The sequence below is a fragment of the Luteimonas sp. TWI662 genome (genome assembly GCF_039673825.1).
Taxonomy (GTDB): Bacteria; Pseudomonadota; Gammaproteobacteria; order Xanthomonadales; family Xanthomonadaceae; genus Luteimonas.
Window position 1 is genome coordinate 131896 of sequence record NZ_JBDJMI010000006.1, and the last position, 21183, is coordinate 153078.

The 21183-nt window shown below is 69.4% G+C and carries 19 protein-coding genes and 1 tRNA gene; 7 read left to right on the forward strand and 13 right to left on the reverse strand.

Annotation, left to right across the window (positions count from 1 at the left end; translation table 11 throughout):
- Positions 1-14: 14 nt before the first annotated feature.
- The 5 genes from ccsA to ABE488_RS06780 all read left to right on the forward strand — a co-directional run bounded on the left by ccsA (position 15) and on the right by ABE488_RS06780 (position 5684).
- The gene (gene ccsA / locus ABE488_RS06760; protein WP_346447578.1) at positions 15-803 is read left to right on the forward strand and encodes a cytochrome c biogenesis protein CcsA; all 789 of its coding nucleotides are present in this window, start codon (positions 15-17) and stop codon (positions 801-803) included.
- 142 nt (positions 804-945) lie between these two features.
- On the forward strand, positions 946-1407 hold the full coding sequence (locus ABE488_RS06765; protein WP_346442263.1) for a MarR family transcriptional regulator: 462 nt from the start codon (positions 946-948) through the stop codon (positions 1405-1407).
- Positions 1408-1409: 2 nt separating this feature from the next.
- Positions 1410-2900, forward strand: a complete 1491-nt coding sequence (locus tag ABE488_RS06770) for an efflux transporter outer membrane subunit (protein WP_346447579.1) — start codon at positions 1410-1412, stop codon at positions 2898-2900.
- Complete coding sequence (locus ABE488_RS06775) at positions 2897-4084, forward strand: efflux RND transporter periplasmic adaptor subunit (protein WP_346447580.1); 1188 nt, start codon at positions 2897-2899, stop codon at positions 4082-4084. The genes ABE488_RS06770 and ABE488_RS06775 overlap by 4 nt, the downstream gene beginning before the upstream one ends.
- A 25-nt stretch (positions 4085-4109) precedes the next feature.
- A complete protein-coding gene (locus ABE488_RS06780; protein WP_346447581.1) occupies positions 4110-5684 on the forward strand; it encodes a DHA2 family efflux MFS transporter permease subunit in 1575 nt (524 codons plus the stop codon).
- A gap of 30 nt (positions 5685-5714) precedes the next feature.
- On the opposite strand, the gene ABE488_RS06785 is transcribed toward ABE488_RS06780, so the two are convergent.
- The 3 genes from ABE488_RS06785 to radA all read right to left on the reverse strand — a co-directional run bounded on the left by ABE488_RS06785 (position 5715) and on the right by radA (position 8535).
- Positions 5715-6275 (reverse strand): hypothetical protein, encoded by a 561-nt coding sequence (locus tag ABE488_RS06785; protein WP_346447582.1) that lies wholly within the window; start codon positions 6273-6275, stop codon positions 5715-5717.
- 82 nt (positions 6276-6357) lie between these two features.
- Complete coding sequence (locus ABE488_RS06790) at positions 6358-7119, reverse strand: 2OG-Fe(II) oxygenase family protein (RefSeq protein ID WP_346447583.1); 762 nt, start codon at positions 7117-7119, stop codon at positions 6358-6360.
- A 27-nt stretch (positions 7120-7146) separates the two neighbouring features.
- Entirely contained in the window at positions 7147-8535 is a 1389-nt protein-coding gene (gene radA, locus ABE488_RS06795; RefSeq protein ID WP_346447584.1) for a DNA repair protein RadA, read from the reverse strand.
- Positions 8536-8685: 150 nt separating this feature from the next.
- On the opposite strand from radA, the gene ABE488_RS06800 reads away from it, so the two are divergent.
- Positions 8686-9741, forward strand: a complete 1056-nt coding sequence (locus ABE488_RS06800; RefSeq protein ID WP_346447585.1) for a diguanylate cyclase — start codon at positions 8686-8688, stop codon at positions 9739-9741.
- A gap of 14 nt (positions 9742-9755) precedes the next feature.
- Here the strand turns inward: ABE488_RS06800 and ABE488_RS06805 are convergent, their stop codons facing one another.
- The 10 genes from ABE488_RS06805 to murJ form a co-directional block, all read right to left on the reverse strand.
- Positions 9756-10334, reverse strand: coding sequence for a nucleoside 2-deoxyribosyltransferase (locus ABE488_RS06805; RefSeq protein ID WP_346447586.1), 579 nt, complete (start codon positions 10332-10334; stop codon positions 9756-9758).
- 190 nt (positions 10335-10524) lie between these two features.
- Positions 10525-11229 carry a hypothetical protein gene (locus ABE488_RS06810; protein WP_346447587.1) on the reverse strand — a complete coding sequence of 235 codons (705 nt, stop codon included), beginning with the start codon at positions 11227-11229 and terminating at the stop codon, positions 10525-10527.
- Between the two features lie 92 nt (positions 11230-11321).
- Positions 11322-11516 carry a hypothetical protein gene (locus ABE488_RS06815; RefSeq protein WP_346447588.1) on the reverse strand — a complete coding sequence of 65 codons (195 nt, stop codon included), beginning with the start codon at positions 11514-11516 and terminating at the stop codon, positions 11322-11324.
- Positions 11517-11626: 110 nt separating this feature from the next.
- Positions 11627-12733 carry an MvdC/MvdD family ATP grasp protein gene (locus ABE488_RS06820; RefSeq protein ID WP_346447589.1) on the reverse strand — a complete coding sequence of 369 codons (1107 nt, stop codon included), beginning with the start codon at positions 12731-12733 and terminating at the stop codon, positions 11627-11629.
- A gap of 306 nt (positions 12734-13039) precedes the next feature.
- Positions 13040-13115, reverse strand: a tRNA-Thr gene (locus ABE488_RS06825).
- A 36-nt stretch (positions 13116-13151) separates the two neighbouring features.
- Positions 13152-14102 (reverse strand): 4-hydroxy-3-methylbut-2-enyl diphosphate reductase, encoded by a 951-nt coding sequence (gene ispH, locus ABE488_RS06830; protein ID WP_346447590.1) that lies wholly within the window; start codon positions 14100-14102, stop codon positions 13152-13154.
- Positions 14103-14328: 226 nt separating this feature from the next.
- Positions 14329-14820, reverse strand: coding sequence for a signal peptidase II (gene lspA / locus ABE488_RS06835; protein WP_346447597.1), 492 nt, complete (start codon positions 14818-14820; stop codon positions 14329-14331).
- Positions 14817-17633, reverse strand: coding sequence for an isoleucine--tRNA ligase (gene ileS / locus ABE488_RS06840; protein WP_346447598.1), 2817 nt, complete (start codon positions 17631-17633; stop codon positions 14817-14819). The genes lspA and ileS overlap by 4 nt, the downstream gene beginning before the upstream one ends.
- 75 nt (positions 17634-17708) lie before the next feature.
- Entirely contained in the window at positions 17709-18683 is a 975-nt protein-coding gene (locus tag ABE488_RS06845) for a bifunctional riboflavin kinase/FAD synthetase (RefSeq protein WP_346447591.1), read from the reverse strand.
- A gap of 114 nt (positions 18684-18797) precedes the next feature.
- Positions 18798-20339 (reverse strand): murein biosynthesis integral membrane protein MurJ, encoded by a 1542-nt coding sequence (gene murJ / locus ABE488_RS06850; protein ID WP_346447599.1) that lies wholly within the window; start codon positions 20337-20339, stop codon positions 18798-18800.
- A 175-nt stretch (positions 20340-20514) separates the two neighbouring features.
- Here murJ and rpsT point away from each other — a divergent pair, with 175 nt between their 5' ends.
- Positions 20515-20787 (forward strand): 30S ribosomal protein S20, encoded by a 273-nt coding sequence (gene rpsT / locus ABE488_RS06855; RefSeq protein WP_047136305.1) that lies wholly within the window; start codon positions 20515-20517, stop codon positions 20785-20787.
- Positions 20788-21183 lie beyond the last annotated feature (396 nt).

Below are 21183 nucleotides of genomic sequence, written 5' to 3' on the forward strand. Positions count from 1 at the left end.
GCGACACTTCCGCGATGACAATGGTTCTCATCGCAGCCCTGCTCTACGTGGCCGCTGCCGTGGCGCTCGTGCACGGCGTCGGGCGCGACCCCGCGCCCGCCAATGCCTGGTGGGCGGTGCCGGCCGGTGCGGCCGTCGCGCTGCATGCCGCCGCGCACATGCTGGTGTGGCGCGATGTGGGCACCGAGTTGCACTTCTACGCCGCGCTGTCGCTGGTCGGCCTGGGCATGGCGGTGCTGACCATGCTCTACGACATCCGCGGGCGGGTCGCCGCGCTGGGCGTGATCGTGTTTCCGATCGCCGCCGCGGCGCTGATCTCCTATGGCCGGGGCGCGCATGTCGCCTCCAGCGTGCCGGACTGGCGGTTGCAAGTGCATGCCGGCTGCGCCTTGCTGTCCTACGCCACGCTCGCGATCGCCGCGCTGCTTGCGCTGCTGCTGTGGGCGCAGGAACGCGCACTGCGCCGACGCGAGTTCCATCGCTGGCTGCGCGCGCTGCCGCCGCTGACCGAACTCGAATCGCTGCTGTTTCGCACGATCGGCGTCGGGTTCGCGCTGCTGACCGCGACCCTGATCACCGGCGTGCTGTTCGTCGACGACTTCTTCGCCCAACACCTGATCCACAAGACCGTGCTCAGCGTGCTCTCGTGGCTGGCCTTCGGCGCCCTGCTGCTGGGTCGCTGGCGCCACGGCTGGCGCGGCCCGCGCGCGGTCGGCTGGACGCTGGCGGCGATGGCGCTGCTGGTGCTGGCGTTCTTCGGCAGCAAGTTCGTGCTGGAGCTGGTGCTCGGACGGCCCGCCTGAGCTGACCGGTCCTGCCCGCGAAGGGGAACCTCGCCCTCCGGCGCCCAAACACTGAACCGATCCCAGCCGCCTGCCTGAACAGCGCTTGCTACGGCAATACTTGCCTTGACAACAATTGCAGAGGCGAGGACCATGCGCCACCATGTCGTCTCCTCCCCGCCCTTGCGCCTCCGCCAGCGGTTCGTCGCTGGGCCTGCTGTTCCGGCAGGTCCGCGATGCCATGTGGGCGCGCATGGCCGACGAGCTCGCCCAGGCCGGGCATGAGCTGAGCTTCAGCCAATACATCACGCTCAAGAAACTGGCGCTGGGCACCAGCAACGCGACCGATCTTGCGCGTGCAGCCGAGCTCAACCCTGGCGCGATGACGCGCCTGATCGACAGGCTGATCGACCGCGGTCTGGTCGAGCGCCATGCCGATCCCGACGACCGCCGCGTGGTGCGGATCCGGCTCAGCGCGCAGGGCGAGGCGATCTGGCGCGACATCGACCAATGCGGCAACCGCGTGCGCGAGCGTGCGATGTCGGGCATCGACGATGCCCAGCGGCAGCAGTTGATCCAGCTTCTCGAACAGGTTCGCGACAACCTCTCCTTCCCGGGACAGTGACCATGCCTTCTCCCACGACACGCGCCCGGCGACGGGCGCCGGCTGCGGTGTTGCCGATCGCCGCCGCACTGCTGCTCGCAGGCTGTGCCAGCAGTCGCGGCCTGGCGCCGCAGCTGACCCCCAGCGATGCCGACACGCTCGCCACCGGCCGCAGCCTGGCCGGTGCCCCGCTCAGCGCTGCCGATTTTCCGCGCAGCGACTGGTGGACTGCGTTCGGCGACCCGCAACTCGACGCATTGATCGATGAGGCCTTGCGCGACAGCCCGTCCCTGGCTGCCGCCGATGCCCGCACCCGCAGCGCACGGGCGCAGGCCGGGCTCGCCGATGCGCAGCGTCGGCCGACCCTCGGTGCCAGCGCGCGTGTGAGCGGCGTGCAATTGCCCGAAACCCTCGCGCCTGCCCCCATCGGCGGCGACTTCAAGGCCAGCGGCGTGCTGATGCTCGACTTCGCATGGACGCCCGACCTATGGGGTGGCCAGCGCGCGGCCTTCGAGGCGGCCGCCGGGCAGGCACGGGCCGCCGAAGTCGATGCGCAGGCTGCGCGCCTGACGCTGTCGTCCAACGTCGCCCGCGGCTACATCGCGCTGGCGCAGGCCTTCGACGCGCAGGACGTGGCGCAGCGCGAGATCGACCGCGCCACCCGGCTACGCGACCTTGCGCGGCAGCGCGTGGAGGCCGGTCTCGACAACCAGTTGCAACTGCGCAATGCCGACACCGCGATCGGCATCGCACGCCAGCAGGCGCAGGCTGCGCAGCAGCAGATCGATGCCGCGCGCAATGCGCTGGCCGCGTTGCTGGGCAAGGGCCCCGATCGCGGCCTCGACATCGTCCGCCCGCGCCTGCTGCAGGCGCCGCCGCCGGCGGTGCCCGCGGTACTGCCCAGCGAGCTGCTGGGCCATCGCGCCGACGTCGTCGCCGCGCGTTGGCGCGTCGAGGCCGCCGCACGCGGTGTCGACGCCGGCAAGGCCGCCTTCAAGCCCAGCATCAACCTCAGCGCGCTGGTCGGCCTGGCGGCGGGCAACCTCTCGGACCTGTTCGGCAGCGATGCGGTGCTCGGCTTCGGCGGACCCGCACTGAGCCTGCCGATCTTCGACGGCGGCCGGCTGCGCGCGGGCCTGGCCCAGCGCGACGCCGACTACGACACCGCGGTCGCGAGCTACGACCAGACGTTGGTCGCCGCACTGCGCGAGGTCACCGACGCCCTGCAGGCTGCACGTGCGCTCGATGCGCAGATCGACACCGTCGCCGACGCGACCGAAGCCGCACGCCAAGCGTTCGCGCTCGCCGACACCCGCTACCGCGCCGGCATCGGCAACCAGCTCGACGTCCTTGCCGCGCAGCGGCCGCTGTTCCAGCTCGAGCAACAGCTCGCCACGCTGCGCGCGCAGCGCTTCGGCGCCGCTGTCGATCTCGACCGCGCGCTCGGCGGCGGCCTGACGCTCGCCGCGCCCTCCCCTTCCACGCAGACCCAAGCCGGGGCGACCACGCCATGACCTCCGAATCCAAATCCGCCACCCCGCCACCCAAGCCCGGCAAGCGCCGTCGCGCGCTCGTGATCCTCGCCACCGTCGCGATCCTGGCCGGCCTCGGCTGGGCGGGCTGGTACCTGCTTGTCGGACGCTGGCACCAGGACACCGACGATGCCTATGTGCAGGGCAACGTCGTGAGCATCGTCCCGCAGACGATGGGCACGGTGGTCTCGATCGACGCCGACGAAGGTATGCGCGTCGAGGCCGGGCAGGCGCTGGTGCACCTCGACCCCAACGACGCGCAGGTCGCCTACGATCAGGCGGTCGCGAACCTGGCCGGTACCGTCCGTCAGGTGCGTGGCCTCTACAGCAGCGTCGAATCCGGCCAGGCCGAACTGGCGGCGCGGCAGGTCGCCGTGCGCCAGGCCCGCGAAGACGTGCGGCGCCGCGAAGGCCTGGTCGCCAGCGGTGCGGTCTCGCGCGAGGAACTGGCCCACGCCCGCGATGTGCTGGCCGGTGCCGAAGCTGCGCTGTCGGCCTCGCAAGGCCAGCTCTCGCGCAGCCGCGCGCTGGTCGACGCGACCGAGGTCGCGAGCCAGCCGCAAGTCCAGGCCGCCGCCGCGCAGTTGCGCCGCGCCTGGCTCGACCTGCAACGCATGGCCATCGTCGCGCCGGTGTCGGGCTACATCGCCCGCCGCGAGGTGCAACTGGGCCAGCGGGTGCAGCCGGGCAACACCCTGATGACGATCGTGCCGCTGGAACAGGTCTGGGTGGAGGCCAACTTCAAGGAGACCCAGCTCACCGGCATGCGCATCGGCCAGCCGGTCGAGGTGCGCGCCGACCTGTACGGCAGCAAGGTGCGCTACACCGGCAAGGTCGCCAGCCTCGGCATGGGAACCGGCAGTGCGTTCTCGCTGCTGCCGGCGCAGAACGCCAGCGGCAACTGGATCAAGATCGTCCAGCGCGTGCCGGTGCGCATCGAGCTCGATCCCGCGCAGTTGGCCGAACATCCACTGCGCCTGGGCCTGAGCATGCACGTCGATGTCGCCGTGCGCGACCAGGACGGCCCGGTGCTGGCCACCTCCCAGGCCAAGCGCGCCGCGCCCCTGCTGTCCACCGATGCCTACGCCGAGCAGCAGGCCCAGGCCGATGCGCTGATCACGCGCACGATCGAGGCCAACCTGCCCCAGCTCGCCACCCGCCGCTGAGCCGGTTCCCGGCATCGAGCCCGCCATGTCCACGACCACTGCCGACGCGCCGGGCGCTCCTGCCCCGGCCGCTGCATCCGCCTTCCGTCCGCCGAACCTGGCGCTGACGACGATCGGCCTTGCGCTGGCGTCGTTCATGCAAGTGCTCGACATCACGATCGCCAATGTCTCGTTGCCGACGATCGCCGGCAACCTCGGCGCAAGCTCGAACCAGGCGACCTGGGTCATCACCTCGTTCGCGGTCAGCAATGCGATCGCATTGCCGTTGACCGGCTTCATGACCCGCCGTTTCGGCGAGCGCAAGCTGTTCGTGTGGGCGACGTTCGCGTTCGTGATCGCCTCGCTGCTGTGCGGCCTGGCGTCGAGCATGGGATTCCTGGTCGCCGCCCGCGCGCTGCAGGGCTTCGTCGCCGGCCCGATGTATCCGGTGACCCAGGCCCTGCTGATCTCGATCTATCCCCCGGCCAAACGCGGACAGGCGATCGCGTTGCTGGCGATGGTCACCGTGGTCGCGCCGATCTGCGGCCCGATCCTCGGCGGCTGGATCACCGACAACTACAGCTGGGAATGGATTTTCTTCATCAACGTGCCGATCGGCATCTTCGCCAGTCTCGTCGTCGCCAGCCAGTTGCGCGGGCGCCCGGAGAAACTCGAGACGCCGAAGATGGACTACGTCGGCCTGATCACGCTGATCATCGGCGTCGGCGCGCTGCAGACGCTGCTCGACCTGGGCAACGAGGAAGACTGGTTCGAGTCGACCAAGATCGTATGGCTGGCGATCACCTCGGTGCTGGGCTTGGCGGTGTTCCTGATCTGGGAACTCACCGAGAAGGACCCGATCGTCAACCTGCGGTTGTTCCGGCATCGCAACTTCGCCTTCGGCACGCTGGCGATGGTGCTCGGCTACTCGGCGTTCTTCGCCGTGGGCCTGCTGGTGCCGCTGTGGCTTCAGCGCAACCTGGGCTACACGCCGATCTGGGCAGGGTTTGCGACCGCGCCGATCGGCATCCTGCCGGTGCTGCTCACCCCGCTGGTGGGCAAGTACGCCACCCGATTCGACCTGCGCATCCTGGCGACGTTCGCGTTCATGGTGATGGCCTTCACCAGTTTCATCCGCTCGGGCTTCAATCTCGACGTCGACTTCCAGCATGTCGCGATGGTGCAGCTGTGGCAGGGCCTGGGCGTGGCGCTGTTCTTCATGCCGGTGCTGACCATCCTGCTGTCGGACCTCGAACCGCACGAGATCGCCGCCGGCTCAGGCCTGGCGACTTTCGTACGCACGCTCGGCGGCAGCTTCGCCGCATCCTTGACCACCTGGGCGTGGAACCAGCGCAGCACCATCCACCATGCGCAGCTGACCGAGCACATCCCCGCCCACGATCCCGCGATCCAGCAGACGGTCGCAGCGCTGGGCCAGGGCGATGTGCAACGCGGCGCGATGATGCTCGATCAGATGATCGCCCAGCAGGCGACGCAGATCGGCTTCAACGAGATCTTCCATCTGCTGGGCATCCTGTTCCTGCTGGTGATCGCGTTCGTCTGGATGGCGCGGCCACCGTTCGCGGCGAAGATCGGCGGCGCGGCCTCGGGCGGCCACTGAGCGGCGACGCGCGCGAGGTCGTGCGCGTCGTCAGCCGAGGGCCAGCAGCACCAGGCCCGTGACCACCCCAAGCGCGGTGCCGCCGATCGTCTCGGGCCACGTATGCCGTGCCAAACGCAGCCGCGACCACCCCAACATCGGCAGGGCCAGTAGCCCGGCGACCGAGACCGTGGGCAACAGCGGCCAGAGCGCCACTGCCGCAAACGCCAGGCTCGCCATATGCAGCGACAGCTTGATCCAGCGGTTGGCGAGCCCAGCTACGCACAGCATCAACACGGCCGCGAGCACGCCGGCCGAGGTTGATGCGCCGCGACCGCCCATCCACAGCCAATAGCCGCCGGCGACGACCAGCAGCAGCGCATAGAGCAGCGGCCGCTCCTGCCGCCGCGAGGCATCGACCGTTTCCCAATGCCCGCCCCATCGCCGCTGCCAGATGAAGGCCGCGACGATCGCCACCCCGGCCACGAGCCCCAGCGCGGTCCGCCCGAGCGAGGCGGGATCGGCGCGCCAGGCCGCCAGCAACGCGAGCGCCGCGAACACGACGAACGGATGCAGTGCAATCGAGACGAGCCGGGCGAGCGGCCGCGACAAGCCGGCACCTGTCATCGCCCGCCCCGGACCGAAGGCCCGCATCGCATACATATCGGCGCGCGATGCGCGTCTGCCCGGGCAATCACGATGCGCGCCACCAGCCGGTGATCGACAGCCGGGCCGCATCGACGAATGGCGAGACCGCCGTCACCAGGTGCGGACGCGGCACCCGGAACAGCGCCAGCGCATTGAAGCGCGGCACAACGACATCGGTGACGTGCCCGTCTCCGTCGAGAAACTGCAATTGCCCGCCGTCGTCGGCGCGCCAGCCCGGCGAGAGGCCCAGCACGTAGGCCAGCCGTCGCTGCTTCCCAGGCTGGTCGTCGTCGTGGTGGGTCAGGAAATGCCCTGCACGATAGCGAGTCGCCTGGGCATCGCCGAAGTCGATGTCGTCGACGCCCGTAACCGATCGCACCAAGGCGCGCAGCGGGCCGCCGCCCAGCAGCATACGGAACCGGTCCAGCGCCGGCGGCAGCGGGCCAGGGTCGTAGCCGACGTCATGAACGGGAAATCGTTCGTAAAGATACTGCATGCCGCGACGCGTTTCCTGGAAGATCAGCGCCTGCAACGGCCGCAACGAAGCGGCATCCATCTGCGCGATCGCGGCGGCGTCGAAGTCGCGATGCCGACCTTCGATCCGGGTCACCAGCGCCCAGCGCGACCAATCGAGGAGACAGGCACGCAGCGCCTGCGCAAAGCCATCGGTCAACACCTGGGGCACGACGACATGGCCATCGCGCGCGAAGTCACCCCGCAACTGGTCGAGATCGTGCCGGGCAGCAAGCGGCATGCCATCGCACGGCGTCCCGGCCTGCACCGCATCGACTGGACCGACTCGGCTCATCGGCGCAGTGCCCGCCCGGCCCGGCACTCAGACATGCTCGAGCGCCTCGGCCAGCCGTTCGACCGCGATGACCTCCATGCCCTTGTAGGCGCCGGCCTTGGGCGCGTTCGCGCGCGGCACGATCGCGCGCACGAAGCCGTGCGTGGCGGCCTCCTTCAGGCGCTCCTCGCCGTTGGGCACCGGCCGGATCTCGCCGGCCAGACCGACCTCGCCGAAGGCGATGGTCTTGTCCGGCAGCGGGATGTCGCGCAGTGACGACAGCACCGATAGCAGCACCGGCAGGTCGGCCGCGGTCTCCTGCACGCGAATACCACCGACGACGTTGACGAACACGTCCTGGTCGCCGGTCATGATGCCGCCGTGCCGGTGCAGCACCGCCAGCAGCATCGCCAGCCGGTTGCCTTCCATGCCGACCGCGACGCGCCGGGGATTGGACAGCGGCGAGGCATCGACCAGCGCCTGTACTTCGACCAGCAACGGCCGGGTCCCCTCGCGCGTGACCATGATGCAACTGCCAGGCTGCTGCGCGCCCGCACCCGACAGGAAGATCGCCGACGGGTTGGCGACTTCCTTGAGGCCCTTCTCCCCCATTGCGAACACGCCCAGTTCGTTGACCGCGCCGAAGCGGTTCTTGAATGCGCGCATCACCCGGAAGCGACTGCCGCTGTCGCCCTCGAAATACAGCACCGCGTCGACCATGTGCTCGAGCACGCGCGGGCCGGCGATGCCGCCCTCCTTGGTGACGTGACCCACCAGGAACACCGCCGTGCCGGTCTCCTTGGCATAGCGCACCAGGCGCGCGGCCGACTCGCGGACCTGGCTCACCGAGCCGGGCGCGGCGGTCAGCGATTCGGTCCACAAGGTCTGGATCGAGTCGGCGATGATCAGCCCAGGCTTGAGCCTGGAGGCGTGCTCGAGAATGCGCTCGATGCCGGTCTCGGCCAGCGCGTGCAGGCCGTCGAGCGACAGCCCCAGCCGGACCGCGCGCCCGGCGACCTGGGCCAGCGATTCCTCGCCGGTGACGTACAGCCCCGGCAGCGTATGCGCCATCCGCGCCAGCGCCTGCAGCAGCAACGTCGACTTGCCGATGCCAGGATCGCCGCCGACCAGCACCACCGCGCCCTCGACCAGGCCGCCGCCCAGCACCCGGTCGAATTCGCCGATGCCGGTCGACACCCGCACGTCCTCGCCCTGCTGCACATCCTTGAGCGCCATGACCTTGGGCGCGTCGACCTTGCCGGCCCAGCCCGAACGGCGCGCCGCCGGCGAGCGGGCCGAGGCCGCGCTCTCGAGCACGATCTCGGCGATCGTGTCCCAGGCGCCGCAGGCACTGCACTGCCCCTGCCACTTGCTGTAGTCGGCGCCGCACTCGCTGCACACGAAGGCGGTTCGAGCTTTGGCGGCGGGCTTGGCCATCGGCGATCGGTCCGTTGCGGGGGACCGGCAGAATAGCCGAGGGCGGTCGCACCCAAGGAGACGCGGACGCGTGCGCGGCGTCCGGGCATCTGCGTGCCACCAGGCACCGCTACAATCGCTTCGGACAGACCGGCCCGGAGGCCCGCCCCGATGCCTGACCGCGACGACCTCCACGACCGGGCACGTCCTGCCGCCCTGCAGTTCCCATCCCGGATCCGCCGCATGCGCATGCTCGGCGCCGCGCTGTGTGCCTTGCCGATCGCCTCGGTGCTGGCCGAACGCGGGGCCCCGGCCTGGCTCTGGGCCGCACTCGCGGTCAACGCGATGGTGTGGCCGCAGGTGGCCTGGATGGTGTCGCGCCGCGCACGCGATCCGGTCGCCACCGAGTACCGCAACCTGCTCGTCGATGCAGTGGCAGGTGGCCTGTGGGTCGCGGCGATGGCGGTCAACCTGCTGCCGACGGCGGCCATCGCGTCGGTGCTGGCCTCCGACCGCTTGGCTGCCGGCGGATGGCGCCTGTTCTGGCGGGCCGCCCTGGTGTTCGCGCTCGCCTTCACGGCCGGCTGGGCGCTCGCCGGCTTTCCGTTCGCGCCTTCGACCTCGCCCCGCACCCTCCTCGCGTGCGTTCCGCTGATGGTCGGCTACCCCATCGCGTTGAGCCTGGTGACCTACCGGCTGGGCAGGACGATCGCCCGACAGAACCGCGAACTCGAACGCAGCAGCCGGACCGACTCGGGCAGCGACCTGCCCAACCGGCGGCACTTCGACATCCGGGTGCGCGATGCCTTGTCGCGCTTCGATCGCCACGGCGATCCGGCCACGCTGCTGCTGATCGACATCGACGCCTTCAAGTCGATCAACGACCGCTACGGCCACGGGGTCGGCGATCTCGTCCTGCGACGGGTGGCTGACGTGCTGCGTAGCGCCGCCGGCGCCACCGACACACCGGCCCGGATCGGCGGCGACGAGTTCGCGATCCTGCTCGCGCCCGCCGGGCCGGCGCGCGCGGCCGCAGTCGCCGAGTACGTCCGCGCCGGCATCGCCGCGCTGTCTTTCGACGGCCATCCGACGCTGGCGTGCACGGCCAGCATCGGGGTATCGACGACCCGCCCTGAGTTCGGCTCGCCGGCCGAATGGTTGCGCGATGCAGATAGCGCCCTCTACCGCGCCAAGGCGGCCGGACGCAATCGCGTGGCGATGGCCTGAGCCGGCGTCTTCGCCTAGGCCGCGCCTGCGACCTCGCCCTGACGGCCGGGCACGCGTGACGCCCCCACCGGCATGCGCGGCGTCTCGCCTTGGCGCGCCAACTGCGCCAACGCCATCGCCGCATCGCCGACCACCAGCGGCGCCGGCACCGACAGCATCAGGTTCAGCGGCAGCCCGAATTCTTCGATGCTCCAGCCGTGCGCATCGAGCACGCCGTCCGGGCCGACCGCCTGCGGATGCCGCTGGCGGATGCGCTGGGCCAGGGTGCCGCCCTCGGAGATGTAGCCGTACACCGGCTTGCCGCGTGCGACCGCATAGCCGACCTCGAAACAAGTGCCACTGTCGGGCTCCGGTCCGCGAAAGAAATCCAGATTGGCGAGCACCGCGTCGGCGCGCTCGATCAAGCCGATATTGGCGCGGTAGATCCATCGCGCCTGCTCGCCCGGATCGAGGAGTGTCGCCGGTACGTCCTGGTCGAGCGGGTACAAGCCCTCGATCCCGAAGCGCGCACACAGCGCCTTGAGCTCGGCCCCGTGTGCGCGGGCATCGGGCCGGAACACATCGGGTCCGGCGAGGTATAGGGAGCAGATCATCGCGATCAAGACAACGGCAGGAGCGCGTATTGTCTCCTCGCCTGATGACACAGGACATGCGACCCGACGCCGCTGACGTTGCGCTGCGTTGGCTGACGGCGCGATGCCTGCAGTTGCAGCGCTGCACGGACATGTTCGGGACGTGGCGACGCGGGCCCAGGCGCCCTGCCACGTGCCCGAGATACCGGAACTACTCGTCGTTGCGAAACGACAGCTGCCGGCGAAAGGTCGAGGTCGACTCGGGTCCAGACCGCGGCGGAAACAGCGAAATCTCGCCGGCGGAAATGGCGCGGTCCTGGATCTTCAGGCCAATGCCTTCGGCGCGCTCGATCTCCACCCGGTCGACGCTGCCGTCAGGCGCGATGTGCATGACCCAGGCCAGCTCACCGACAAACGCTTCGGGCGCGATCGTCGCGTCGTAGTTGGGGCGCCCCAGCACATAGGGCATGTCCTGGGGCGTGGCAGCGATCAGCGCATCGAGCGTCGCGTAGACTTCGACCTCGCGGCTGCCAGCCGGCGCCGCTGCACCATCCAGGTAGACGACCACGCGCCACGTCCCCGGCGTCGCATCCGGGGGCAATTGCGCGGGAAAGCAGCGCTTGCTGCCGTCGAAGTCCGGATGCGCCTGTTGCGCGACCACCCGCCCCGCGGCGTCACGCATCTCGATCGTCAGCCCCGATGTCGTGGCGTCGGCATCGAGCACCGCGACGCAGATCTGATGATCGAAGCGCGTATCGAGCACGAACGAACGCGTCTCCTGCCTGGCCAGCGCGCCCTCTCGCGTCTTGGACCACAGGAACTCGATATAGGGATCCGACGGCGATGACGTCCCCGTCGCGGCCAGTGCGGCATCGCAGGCCAACACCAGCAACGCCCCCGCAAGACGCGCCTGCATGCGATTATTCCAGGTCATAAAACCCCGGCGGCGATCGAATCGCCGCCAGGATCGGCGCCCGCGAGATCGTCAGACGCGCGCGCACGATGGACTCACAGATGCGGATCCGACACGAGCGGCGGATCGCTCTTGGGCGTGCAGGTGCCATTGTCGACCCACGAATCGGTCGGTTCGGCCAGCGCGCCAGCGCCGCCACTGACGTGCGCGATCTCCTCGCGGGACAGCACGCGCGCCAACACCCTGCCTTCGACGGCCGCGGCAGTACGCTCTTCGGACTTCCTGGACATCACCACTCCTCATGATTGGATGGGACACACCACATCATTGCCACGACGTACCGCCGCGACATCGAAAGAGGCCGCACTGGGCAGCTCCTGCGATCCTTGGACTTCGAAGGTCACTTCGAGATTAGCCCGTGCGCGTGGGCCGAAACCGTGGCCTGCGTCAAAGTTGTCGGCTTCCCGGGTGCCAAATACCTGAAATCCGCACGCGCGGTTTCGATGAATTGGCAGAACGCATCGAGCACCGGCAGATCCGGGCACCAGGACTCGATGAAGAAGAACTGGCCCGCTTCATTGACCTCCAGGAAATGCCAGTCGCCCGCCGGCGTGACGATGAAATCGAATCCGCCGCTCACGATGCCCAACTGCGCCATCAGCGCGATGCAGCCCGCCTCGATCTTGGCCGGCAACTGCGCCGACTCGCAACGCCGGATCGATCTCTGATCGAGTCGCCAATCCAGATCGCCGCCCTCGAGCGTGTTGGACTCGATCCTGATCGCGAAGCAGCTGTGCCCGAAGAACTGCGCACGCACTTCGTACGCCTTGGCGACCTTCTCCTGGAAGATGCCCGGCGTCGCCCGCAACAGCGCATCGGGTGGAAGATCGTCCACCTCGACCTTCGCGGTATAGGTCTTCAGGCTCGCCCCGTCCTCCTTCCAGATGTAGCCGCCCAGCGGCTTGTAGATGCAGTCCCGGACCTCGAGGATGAAGTCCCGGATCGTCGCCGGGTCATTGCTGATCAAGGTCCGCGGCACCGTGAGCCCGGCCGCCAGCGCATGACGGAACTGGTGCGCCTTGACCTCGCACAGCAAGGACGCGGCCGGCGGATTGATCCAGAAGGCATCGGCGAACGCTTCGGGATGCGAGCGCGCCGCCATTCGCAGCTCTTCGGTGCAGAACGCCTGGTCGCGCGGATCGACATAAACCGGCGACGACACCAGACGCCGCCGGCGATACCAGACCACATCGACCGCATCCGACGACACCGTCCGCCCGTCGCAGACAAGCGTTCCGCGCATGCCGTCGCCCCCGAAGTGCACCGTACTGGCGCTGAACTCGGGATAGTGATCGCCGCGCCAGCGCACGACCTCGTGTCCTCGCAACCGCAGTGCATGCCCGGCCACGGCCGCATGGAAATCGCCTTCCACAGTGTGGATCAGCACGCGGCGCGTGTCCGCGGCGGCATCGTCACGGTGCGCACCGCGCCAATCGTCTGTCTCCAAGCCCGCCCTCCTGCAAGCCAAGTCCGCCCTTGCATCTTATGCATGCGGCAAACCCGATGCCGCTGCGGAAAGATGCGCCTGCGATGGCTGTTCGCCGACCAGCCGAAGCCGCCAGACACTAGCACCGCAGGCCAGTGGTGTCGAAAGCCGAGCGGTTCAAGCACGCGTGTGCGCACGCATGCGTATCCTCTGTATCGTCTGCCGCCATCCGGGCCGAAAGACGGGCTGATGAGGCGTAGACAAAAGCACCAGGTCAAGAGGAGTACAACAAAAAGCCCCGACCAAGGCCGGGGCTTTCGATGACGCTGGTGCCGGAAATAGGAATCGAACCTACGACCTACGCATTACGAATGCGCCGCTCTACCAACTGAGCTATTCCGGCTTGGGACGCGAATTCTAGGGAGCGGGGGGCCGGCCGTCAATCGACGAGGCGCAGGCGCAGTTCCTTGGGCAGGGCGAAGACCATGCTCTCGGGCTCGCCGGCAAGCTCGCGCATGCCGTTGGCGCCCAGCTCGCGCAGGCGGTCGAGCACGCCCTGCACCAGCACGTCCGGGGCCGAGGCGCCGGCGGTGACACCGATGTGGTGGCGGCCTTCGACCCAGCGCGGGTCGATCTCGTCGGCGCCGTCGATCAGGTAGGCCTCCACCCCGTCGCGCTCGGCGAGTTCGCGCAGGCGGTTGGAGTTGGAGCTGTTGGGCGAGCCGACCACCAGCACCAGGTCGCATTCCTTCGCCAGGTCGCGCACGGCGTCCTGGCGGTTCTGCGTGGCGTAGCAGATATCGTCGTTCTTCGGGCCCTGGATCGCCGGGAACTTCTCACGCAGCGCGGCGATGACGCCGCGGGTGTCGTCGACCGACAGCGTGGTCTGGGTCGTGTAGGCCAGGTTCTCTGGCTGACCGACGTCCAGCGCGGCCACGTCGTCCTCGTCCTCGACGAGGTAGATGCTGCCGGCGCCGGCCTCGGCGCGCCATTGGCCCATCGTACCTTCGACTTCGGGATGGCCCTGGTGGCCGATCAGCACCACGTCGCGGCCAGCGCGGCAGTGGCGCGCGACCTCGAAGTGCACCTTGGTCACCAGCGGACAGGTCGCGTCGAAGACCTTGAGCTGGCGTCGGGCGGCTTCCTCGCGCACGGCCTGCGAGACGCCGTGGGCGCTGAAGATCACGGTCACGCCGTCGGGTACTTCGTCGAGTTCTTCGACGAAGATCGCGCCGCGTCGCTTGAGATCCTCGACCACGAACCGGTTGTGCACGACTTCGTGGCGCACGTAGATCGGTGCGCCGAGCGTCTCGATCGCGCGCTTGACGATCTCGATCGCGCGGTCGACGCCGGCGCAGAAGCCGCGGGGGTTGGCGAGGACGATATCCATGAGATGCGCAGTCTACCGGAGGCGGTGGTTCCGAAGCGGAACGGGGGCAGGACGGCGTGTCCGGGATACATGGCACCGAAGCCCTCCCCCGCCCTGCGAAGAAGGGATGGGAGGGCCATGCGCGCGATCTCCCAGCTTTGAGCTGCTCAGATTGCACGCGAACGGATCGTTGCCCCCATCCCAGCCTTCCCCCGCAAGCGGGGGAAGGGGCGGAGCGCAGGCGGTCCTACTGCTTTTTCGCCGGAAAGAAGCCAAACAGGGCGATCCCGATCGCGCCGCCGACGATCGCCGCGTCAGCGAGGTTGAACGCCGGCCAGTAGTGGTCGCGCCAGTGCCACTGGATGAAATCGACGACGTGGCCGTGGATCTGGCGGTCGATGACATTGCCCAGCGCGCCGCCGATCACCAGCGCGAACGGCAGTGCGGTGCGCCAGTCGCGGCGCGGGGTCTTGGCCAGCCAGACGGCCAGTACGCCGCTGATGACGATCGCCAGGATCGTGAAGAACCACTTCTGCCAGCCGCCGGCGTCGGCCAGGAAGCTGAACGCCGCGCCGGTGTTGTAGGTGCGGTACCAGTTCCAGACGCCCTCGATCACCGGGATCGCGGTGTACTCGGGCAGCGAGGTCAACACCCACCACTTGGTCAGCTGATCGAGCGCGATCACCACCACCGAGAGCGTCAGCCAAGGCAGGGCGTTGGGGACGGGACGGGCCATCAGAACCACCTCCGGATCTCGCCGCCGCCATCGCGGCCATCGGTCGCAATGTTCTCCGCACAGCGGCCGCACAGCCCCGCATGGTCGGCGTGCGCGCCGACGTCGGCGCGGCGCTGCCAGCAGCGCACGCACTTGGGCTTGTCGGTCACGCGTGCCAACACGCCGATCGCCGTCGCACTGGGGTCGTCGACCAGGGTCACGTCGCCGCTGATCAGCAGGAAGCGCAGTTCGTCGACCACCGGCGAGAGCCAGTTGGCGTCGGCGACGCCGCAGCGCAGTTCGATCTCGGCATCGAGTGCGGCACCGATCTCGCCACTGGCGCGCATCGGCTCGAGCACCTTGGCCACGCGTTCGCGCAGTTCGAGCACGCGCTCGAAGTCCTGCGGTCCCCAGTCGGCGTCGCCATCGAGCAGGGTCAGACCCGTGTACCAGGTCGCGAACTGCACATTGGCTTCGCGCGTGCCCTGCGCCGGCGCGGGTAGGTAGCCCCACATCTCGTCGGCGGTGAAGCTGAGCACCGGCGCGATCCAGCGCACGAAGGCCTCGGCGATGTGGTACATCGCGGTCTGCGCGCTGCGCCGCCCGACCGCGTGCTCGGGCATCGTGTACAGGCGATCCTTGGTCACGTCGAGATACAGCGAGCCGAGGTCGACACTGCAGAAGTTCGACAGCGCCTGGACGATCTCGGCGAAGTCGTAGCGCGCGTAGGCGTCCTCGATGCGCGCCTGCAGCTGGGCGGCGCGGTGCACGATCCAGCGGTCGAGCGCGACCATGTCCTGCGGCGCGACGAGGTCGCTCGTCGGCGTGAACCCGGCGAGGTTGCCGAGCAGGAAGCGTGCGGTGTTGCGGATGCGGCGGTAGGCGTCGGCGGTGCGCTTGAGGATCTCCTGCGACAGCGACATCTCGTTGCTGTAGTCCGCCGAGGCGATCCACAGGCGCAGGATGTCGGCGCCGAGCGTCTTCATGATGTCCTGGGGCTCGATGCCGTTGCCCAGCGACTTGGACATCTTGCGGCCGTGCTCGTCGACGGTGAAGCCGTGCGTGAGGCACTGCCGGTACGGCGCCGCCTTGTCGATCGCCACGCCGGTCAGCAGCGAGGACTGGAACCAGCCGCGGTGCTGGTCGGAGCCCTCGAGGTAGAGATCGGCCGGCTTCGGGTACCCGCGCGCGCGCAGCACCGCTTCGTGGGTGACGCCCGAGTCGAACCAGACATCGAGGATGTCGGTGATCCTGTCGTAATCGGCCGCATCACTGCCGAGCAGTTCGGTCGCATCGAGCGTGTACCAGATGTCGACGCCGTGCTGCTCGACGCGCTCGGCGACCGCGCGCATCAGCTCGACGGTGCGCGGATGCGGCTCGCCGGTTTCGCGATGCACGAACAGCGCGATCGGCACGCCCCAGGTCCGCTGGCGCGAGATCGTCCAGTCCGGGCGGCCCTCGACCATGCCGGCGATGCGCGCCTGGCCCCAGGCCGGGTACCAGGTCACGCCTTCGATCGCTTTGAGCGCATCGGCGCGCAGCCCGCCCTGCTCCATCGAGATGAACCACTGCGGCGTGGCGCGGAACGCGATCGGCGTCTTGTGGCGCCAGCAGTGCGGGTAGCTGTGGGTGAGCTTGGAGAACGCCAGCAGGCTGCCCTGCGCGCGCAGGGCGTCGACGATGACGTCGTTGGCCTTCCAGATGTGCAGGCCGGCCAGGGCGGTGTCGCCAATCGGCGGCGTCGATGGCAGGTAGACGCCGCGGCCGTCGACCGGGTTGAGCTGCGCGGCGCTGTAGCGCTCGAGCAGGCCGTAGGCCTTGCCGACGACATAGTCTTCCTGACCGTGGCCGGGCGCGGTATGCACCGCGCCGGTGCCGTCCTCGGCCGACACGTGCTCGCCGAGGATCACCGGGATGTCGCGCTCGGCGTAGAAGGGATGGCCGAGCAGCAGGTGCTCGAGCGCGCTGCCGGCCACGCGGCCGTGCACGACGATGTCGCCCTCGACGCCGTAGCGACGCAGCGCGTGCTCGGCCAGCGCATCGGCCAGCACCAGCCAGCGGCGGTGTCCGTCCTGTGCCGGCGGGCCTTCGACCAGTGCGTACTCGAGATCGGCGCCCAGCGAGACCGCCAGCGACGCCGGCAGCGTCCACGGCGTCGTGGTCCAGATCGGCAGCGCGATCTCGACACCGGCCGGCACCGTCGCGCCGAAGGCGCGTGCGAACGCCGCCGCATCGCGTGCAACGTAGGCGACGTCGATCGCCGGCGAGACCTTGTCGGCGTACTCGATCTCGGCCTCGGCGAGCGCCGAGCCGCAGTCGAAACACCAGTGCACCGGCTTGACCCCGCGGGTCAGGTGGCCGTTGTCGACGATCTTCGCCAGCGCGCGGATTTCGTCGGCCTCGAAGCGGAAGTCCAGCGTGCGATAGGGATTGTCCCAGTCGCCGATCACGCCCAGACGCTTGAAATCGCGGCGCTGGATGTCGATCTGCTCGTTGGCGTACTCGCGGCACTTGCGCCGGAACTCGACCGCATCGAGCTTGACCCCGACCTTGCCCCACTGCTTCTCGATCGCGATCTCGATCGGCAGGCCGTGGCAGTCCCAGCCCGGGATGTAGGGCGCATCGAAGCCGGCCATGCCCTTGGACTTGACGATGATGTCCTTGAGGATCTTGTTGACCGCATGGCCGAGGTGGATCGCGCCGTTCGCGTACGGCGGGCCGTCGTGCAGCACGAACAGCGGACGGCCGCGCGCATGCTCGCGCAGCTGCGCGTACAGGCCGGTCTCCTCCCAGCGCGCCAGCATCGCCGGCTCGCGCTTGGGCAGGTCGCCGCGCATCGGAAAGTCAGTCGCCGGCAGGTGGATCGTCGACTTGTAGGGATTGGGGGAAGTGTCGGCCTGGGCGCTCACGCGTCATCCTGTCGTTGCGGTTTTTGATCGTGGTGGGGCGCCGGCGGCCGCCTCGGCGAGCAGGGCCCGGGCGCGCACGGCGTCCAGGTCCATCTGCGCGACCAGGGCGGGCAGGTCGTCGAACTTTTCCTCATCGCGCAGTCGCGCGACGAACTCGACCTCGATCCTGCGACCGTACAGGTCGCCGTCGAAATCGAACAAGTGGGCCTCGAGCAGCGGTTCGACGCCGCCGACCGTGGGCCGGGTGCCGAAGCTGGACACCGATGGCCACGGGTCGTCGCCGACGCCATGCACGCGCGTGGCGTAGATGCCGCGCAGCGCAGGCACCTTGCCGCCGAAGCGCAGGTTCGCGGTCGGGTAGCCGAGGGTGCGGCCGAGTTGCTGGCCGCGCACCACACGGCCGGAGACCGCGTAGGGGCGTCCCAGCAAACGGGCGGCGTGGATGAAGTCGCCGGCCACGAGCGCGGCGCGGATATGCGTGCTCGACACCCGCTCGCCGTCGATCGCCAGCGGCGCGATCTCGCCGGCGACGAAGCCGGCCTCGCGTCCCAGCGCCTGCAGCGTCGCCAGGTCGCCGGCACGTCGGTGCCCGAACCGGAAGCCCGGCCCGACCCAGACCTCGCGTGCGCCCAGCCGCGCCAGCAGCACCTGCTCGACGAAGGCCTCGGGCGACATCGCCGCCATCCGCGCATCGAAGCGCAGCAGCCCGACCACGTCGGCGCCGAGCGCGCGCAGACCCTCGATCTTGGCCCGCACCGGACCCAGCCGCGGCGGCGGCGCGGCGGCGGCGAAAAACTCGCGCGGCAATGGTTCGAAGCTCAGTGCCGCGGCCGCCACGCCCAGGGCCTGCGCGCGCGCGACCGCATGGCGCACCAGCGCCTGGTGGCCGAGGTGCAGGCCGTCGAACGCCCCGATGCAGACCACGCTGCCGTCGGCACACTCGGACCCGCCGGCGATGTCGCGGAACAGCCTGCTCATGGCGTCTCGTCGGGGCGGAGGCGACGTCGGGCGCCGCCTTCGGGAAGGTGACCGGAGATTATAGCGGGCGCGGCCGCCGCGCCGCCGGCCGCAGGGTCCCGCCCACGGCGACAGTCAGTGCCGCAAGTGGCGCGGCCGCAACCCCAACGCCACCATCGCGAAGCCGTAGGCGGCCGCGCCGGCCCCGATCACCAACGCCAGCCAGGCGATCCGGTGCTGCCAGCCGCTGATCGCGGTCCACTCGCCGATCCAGCCGCGCAGCGCGAGCACCACCGCGGCCATCGCCACGCAGGCGCCAGCCAGCCGCAGCAGGTAACGCCCCCAACCCGGTTCGGGCACGAAGATCGCGCGCTGGCGCAGGTACCGCCACAGCAGCGCCGCATTCACCACACCCGCCAGCGCCGTCGCCAGCGCGATGCCACCGTGCGCGCCGGGCACCGCGTAGAACCACAACGGCGTGGTCAGCGCGATGGTCAATGCGACATTGGCGGCCACCGTCCAGATCGCCGCGCGCATCGGTGTCTTGGTGTCCTGGCGGGCGTAGAACGCAGGGGCCAGCACCTTGCTGAGCATGAAGGCCGGCACGCCCAGGCTCATCGCGGTCAGGCTCACCGCGGCCATCCGCGTGTCATGGGCGCCGAACGCGCCGTAGTTGTAGACGGTCGCGGTGATCGGCTCGGCCAGCAGCAACAGGCCAAGGCCAGCGGGCACGCCCGCCAGCAGCGCCATGCGCAGGCCCCAATCCAGCGACTGGCTGTAGCCCTGCGCGTCCTGGGCCGCGTGCCGGCGCGAGAGATGCGGCAGGATCACCGTGCCCAGCGCGACGCCGAACAGGCCGAGCGGGAACTCGATCAGCCGGTCGGAGTAGTACAGCCAGTCCACGCTGCCGCTGGCCAGCAGCGAGGCGAACGCGGTGCCCACGATCAGGTTGACCTGGGCGACCGACGAGGAGAACAGCGTCGGCAACATCAGCCGGCCGACCTTGCGTACCTCGGCATGGCCGAAGCCTGGCCGCAGCCGCGGCCGCAGGCCCAGCCGCCCCAGCGCCGGCCACAGCAGCGCCAATTGCAGGAAACCGGCGATCAGCACGCCCCAGGCCAGGCCCTGCGGCGGCAACGCAAAGCGCGGCGCCAGCCACAGCATCGCGGCGATCATCGTCAGGTTGTGCAGCACCGGCGTGAACGCCGGCAGCCCGAAGCGGCCGTGGCTGTTGAGGATCGACGCGGCCAGCGACATCAGCGAGATGAACAACAGGTACGGGAACGTGATCCGCAGCATCTGTGCGGTCTGCGCCAGCAATTCCGGCTGATCCGCCCAGCCCGGCGCGAACAGCCGCGCGACCAGCGGCGCCAGCAGCATGCCCGCCGCGCAGACCACCAGCACCACCGCGCACAGCGCACCGGCCATATGGTCGACGAAGGACTTGAGCGCCGCCCGGTCGCCGCGCTCCTTGATCTCGTTGAGCACCGGCACGAAGGCCATCGCCATCGAACCCTCGGCGAACACCCGGCGCAGGAAATTGGGAATGCGATAGGCGACAATGAAGGCGCTCATCGCCCCGCCGGTTCCGAACAGCGTCGCCTGCAGCATGTCGCGGGCGAAGCCGGCGATGCGCGACAGCAGGGTCATCGCACTGAACACCGCGCTCGAGCGCAGTAGGCCGCCTCGGGCCTTGGGCGCGGCGGCCGCCGGATCGGGCGCGGTCACCGTCGCAGCCCGTTCAGGCCGGGCCTGTTGACGCAAGTATATGAAAGCACCATAATTTCCTGCTCAAATTTCCATTGGTCCGGCCAAGCCGGATTTTCACACGTCCAGCTTCCAGGAATCCATCGTGGCAAACATCAAGTCCGCCAAGAAGCGCGCCAAGCAGACCGTCGTGCGCAACGCGCGCAACTCCGCCCAGCGCTCGCAGCTCCGCACCGCCGTCAAGAAGGTGCTCAAGGCGCTCGACGCCAACGACGCCGCCGGCGCGCAGGAGGCATTCAATGTCGCCCAGCCGATCCTCGACCGTTTCAGCTCGCGCGGCCTGATCCACAAGAACAAGGCAGCCCGCCACAAGAGCCGCCTGTCGGCCCGCATCAAGGCGCTCAAGGCCGCTGCCTGAGCCCTGCCCGGCCGCCTGCGCGGCCGATGCAAAAAGAACCCGGCTCTAGCCGGGTTTTTTTGTTGATCTTCGCTGAGACCAGGGACTCCCGGCTCCCGTTGGCTCGATTGCAGCGCTCTTCCCCGAAGCGCGCAACGACAGCGCGCGACGCCTCCCTGCGGGCAACACCGCTTCGCCCCCAAAGCCGAGCGCAGCCAACGTCTGCGGCAGAGCACCGGCCGTCGGGGCCGCGTGCAGCACGCCATGGGCGAACCCGCCCTGCTTGTTTGCTCGCAAAACCAAAACCGGGGTCAGAGTGCAAATTCGCCAGGCGAAATTTCACGCAGACCCCGGGTATGGACGCGGGCGGCCCCACATCGGGCGGATGCGGAGGCGCCCCCCGAAGGCGTCGCGCAC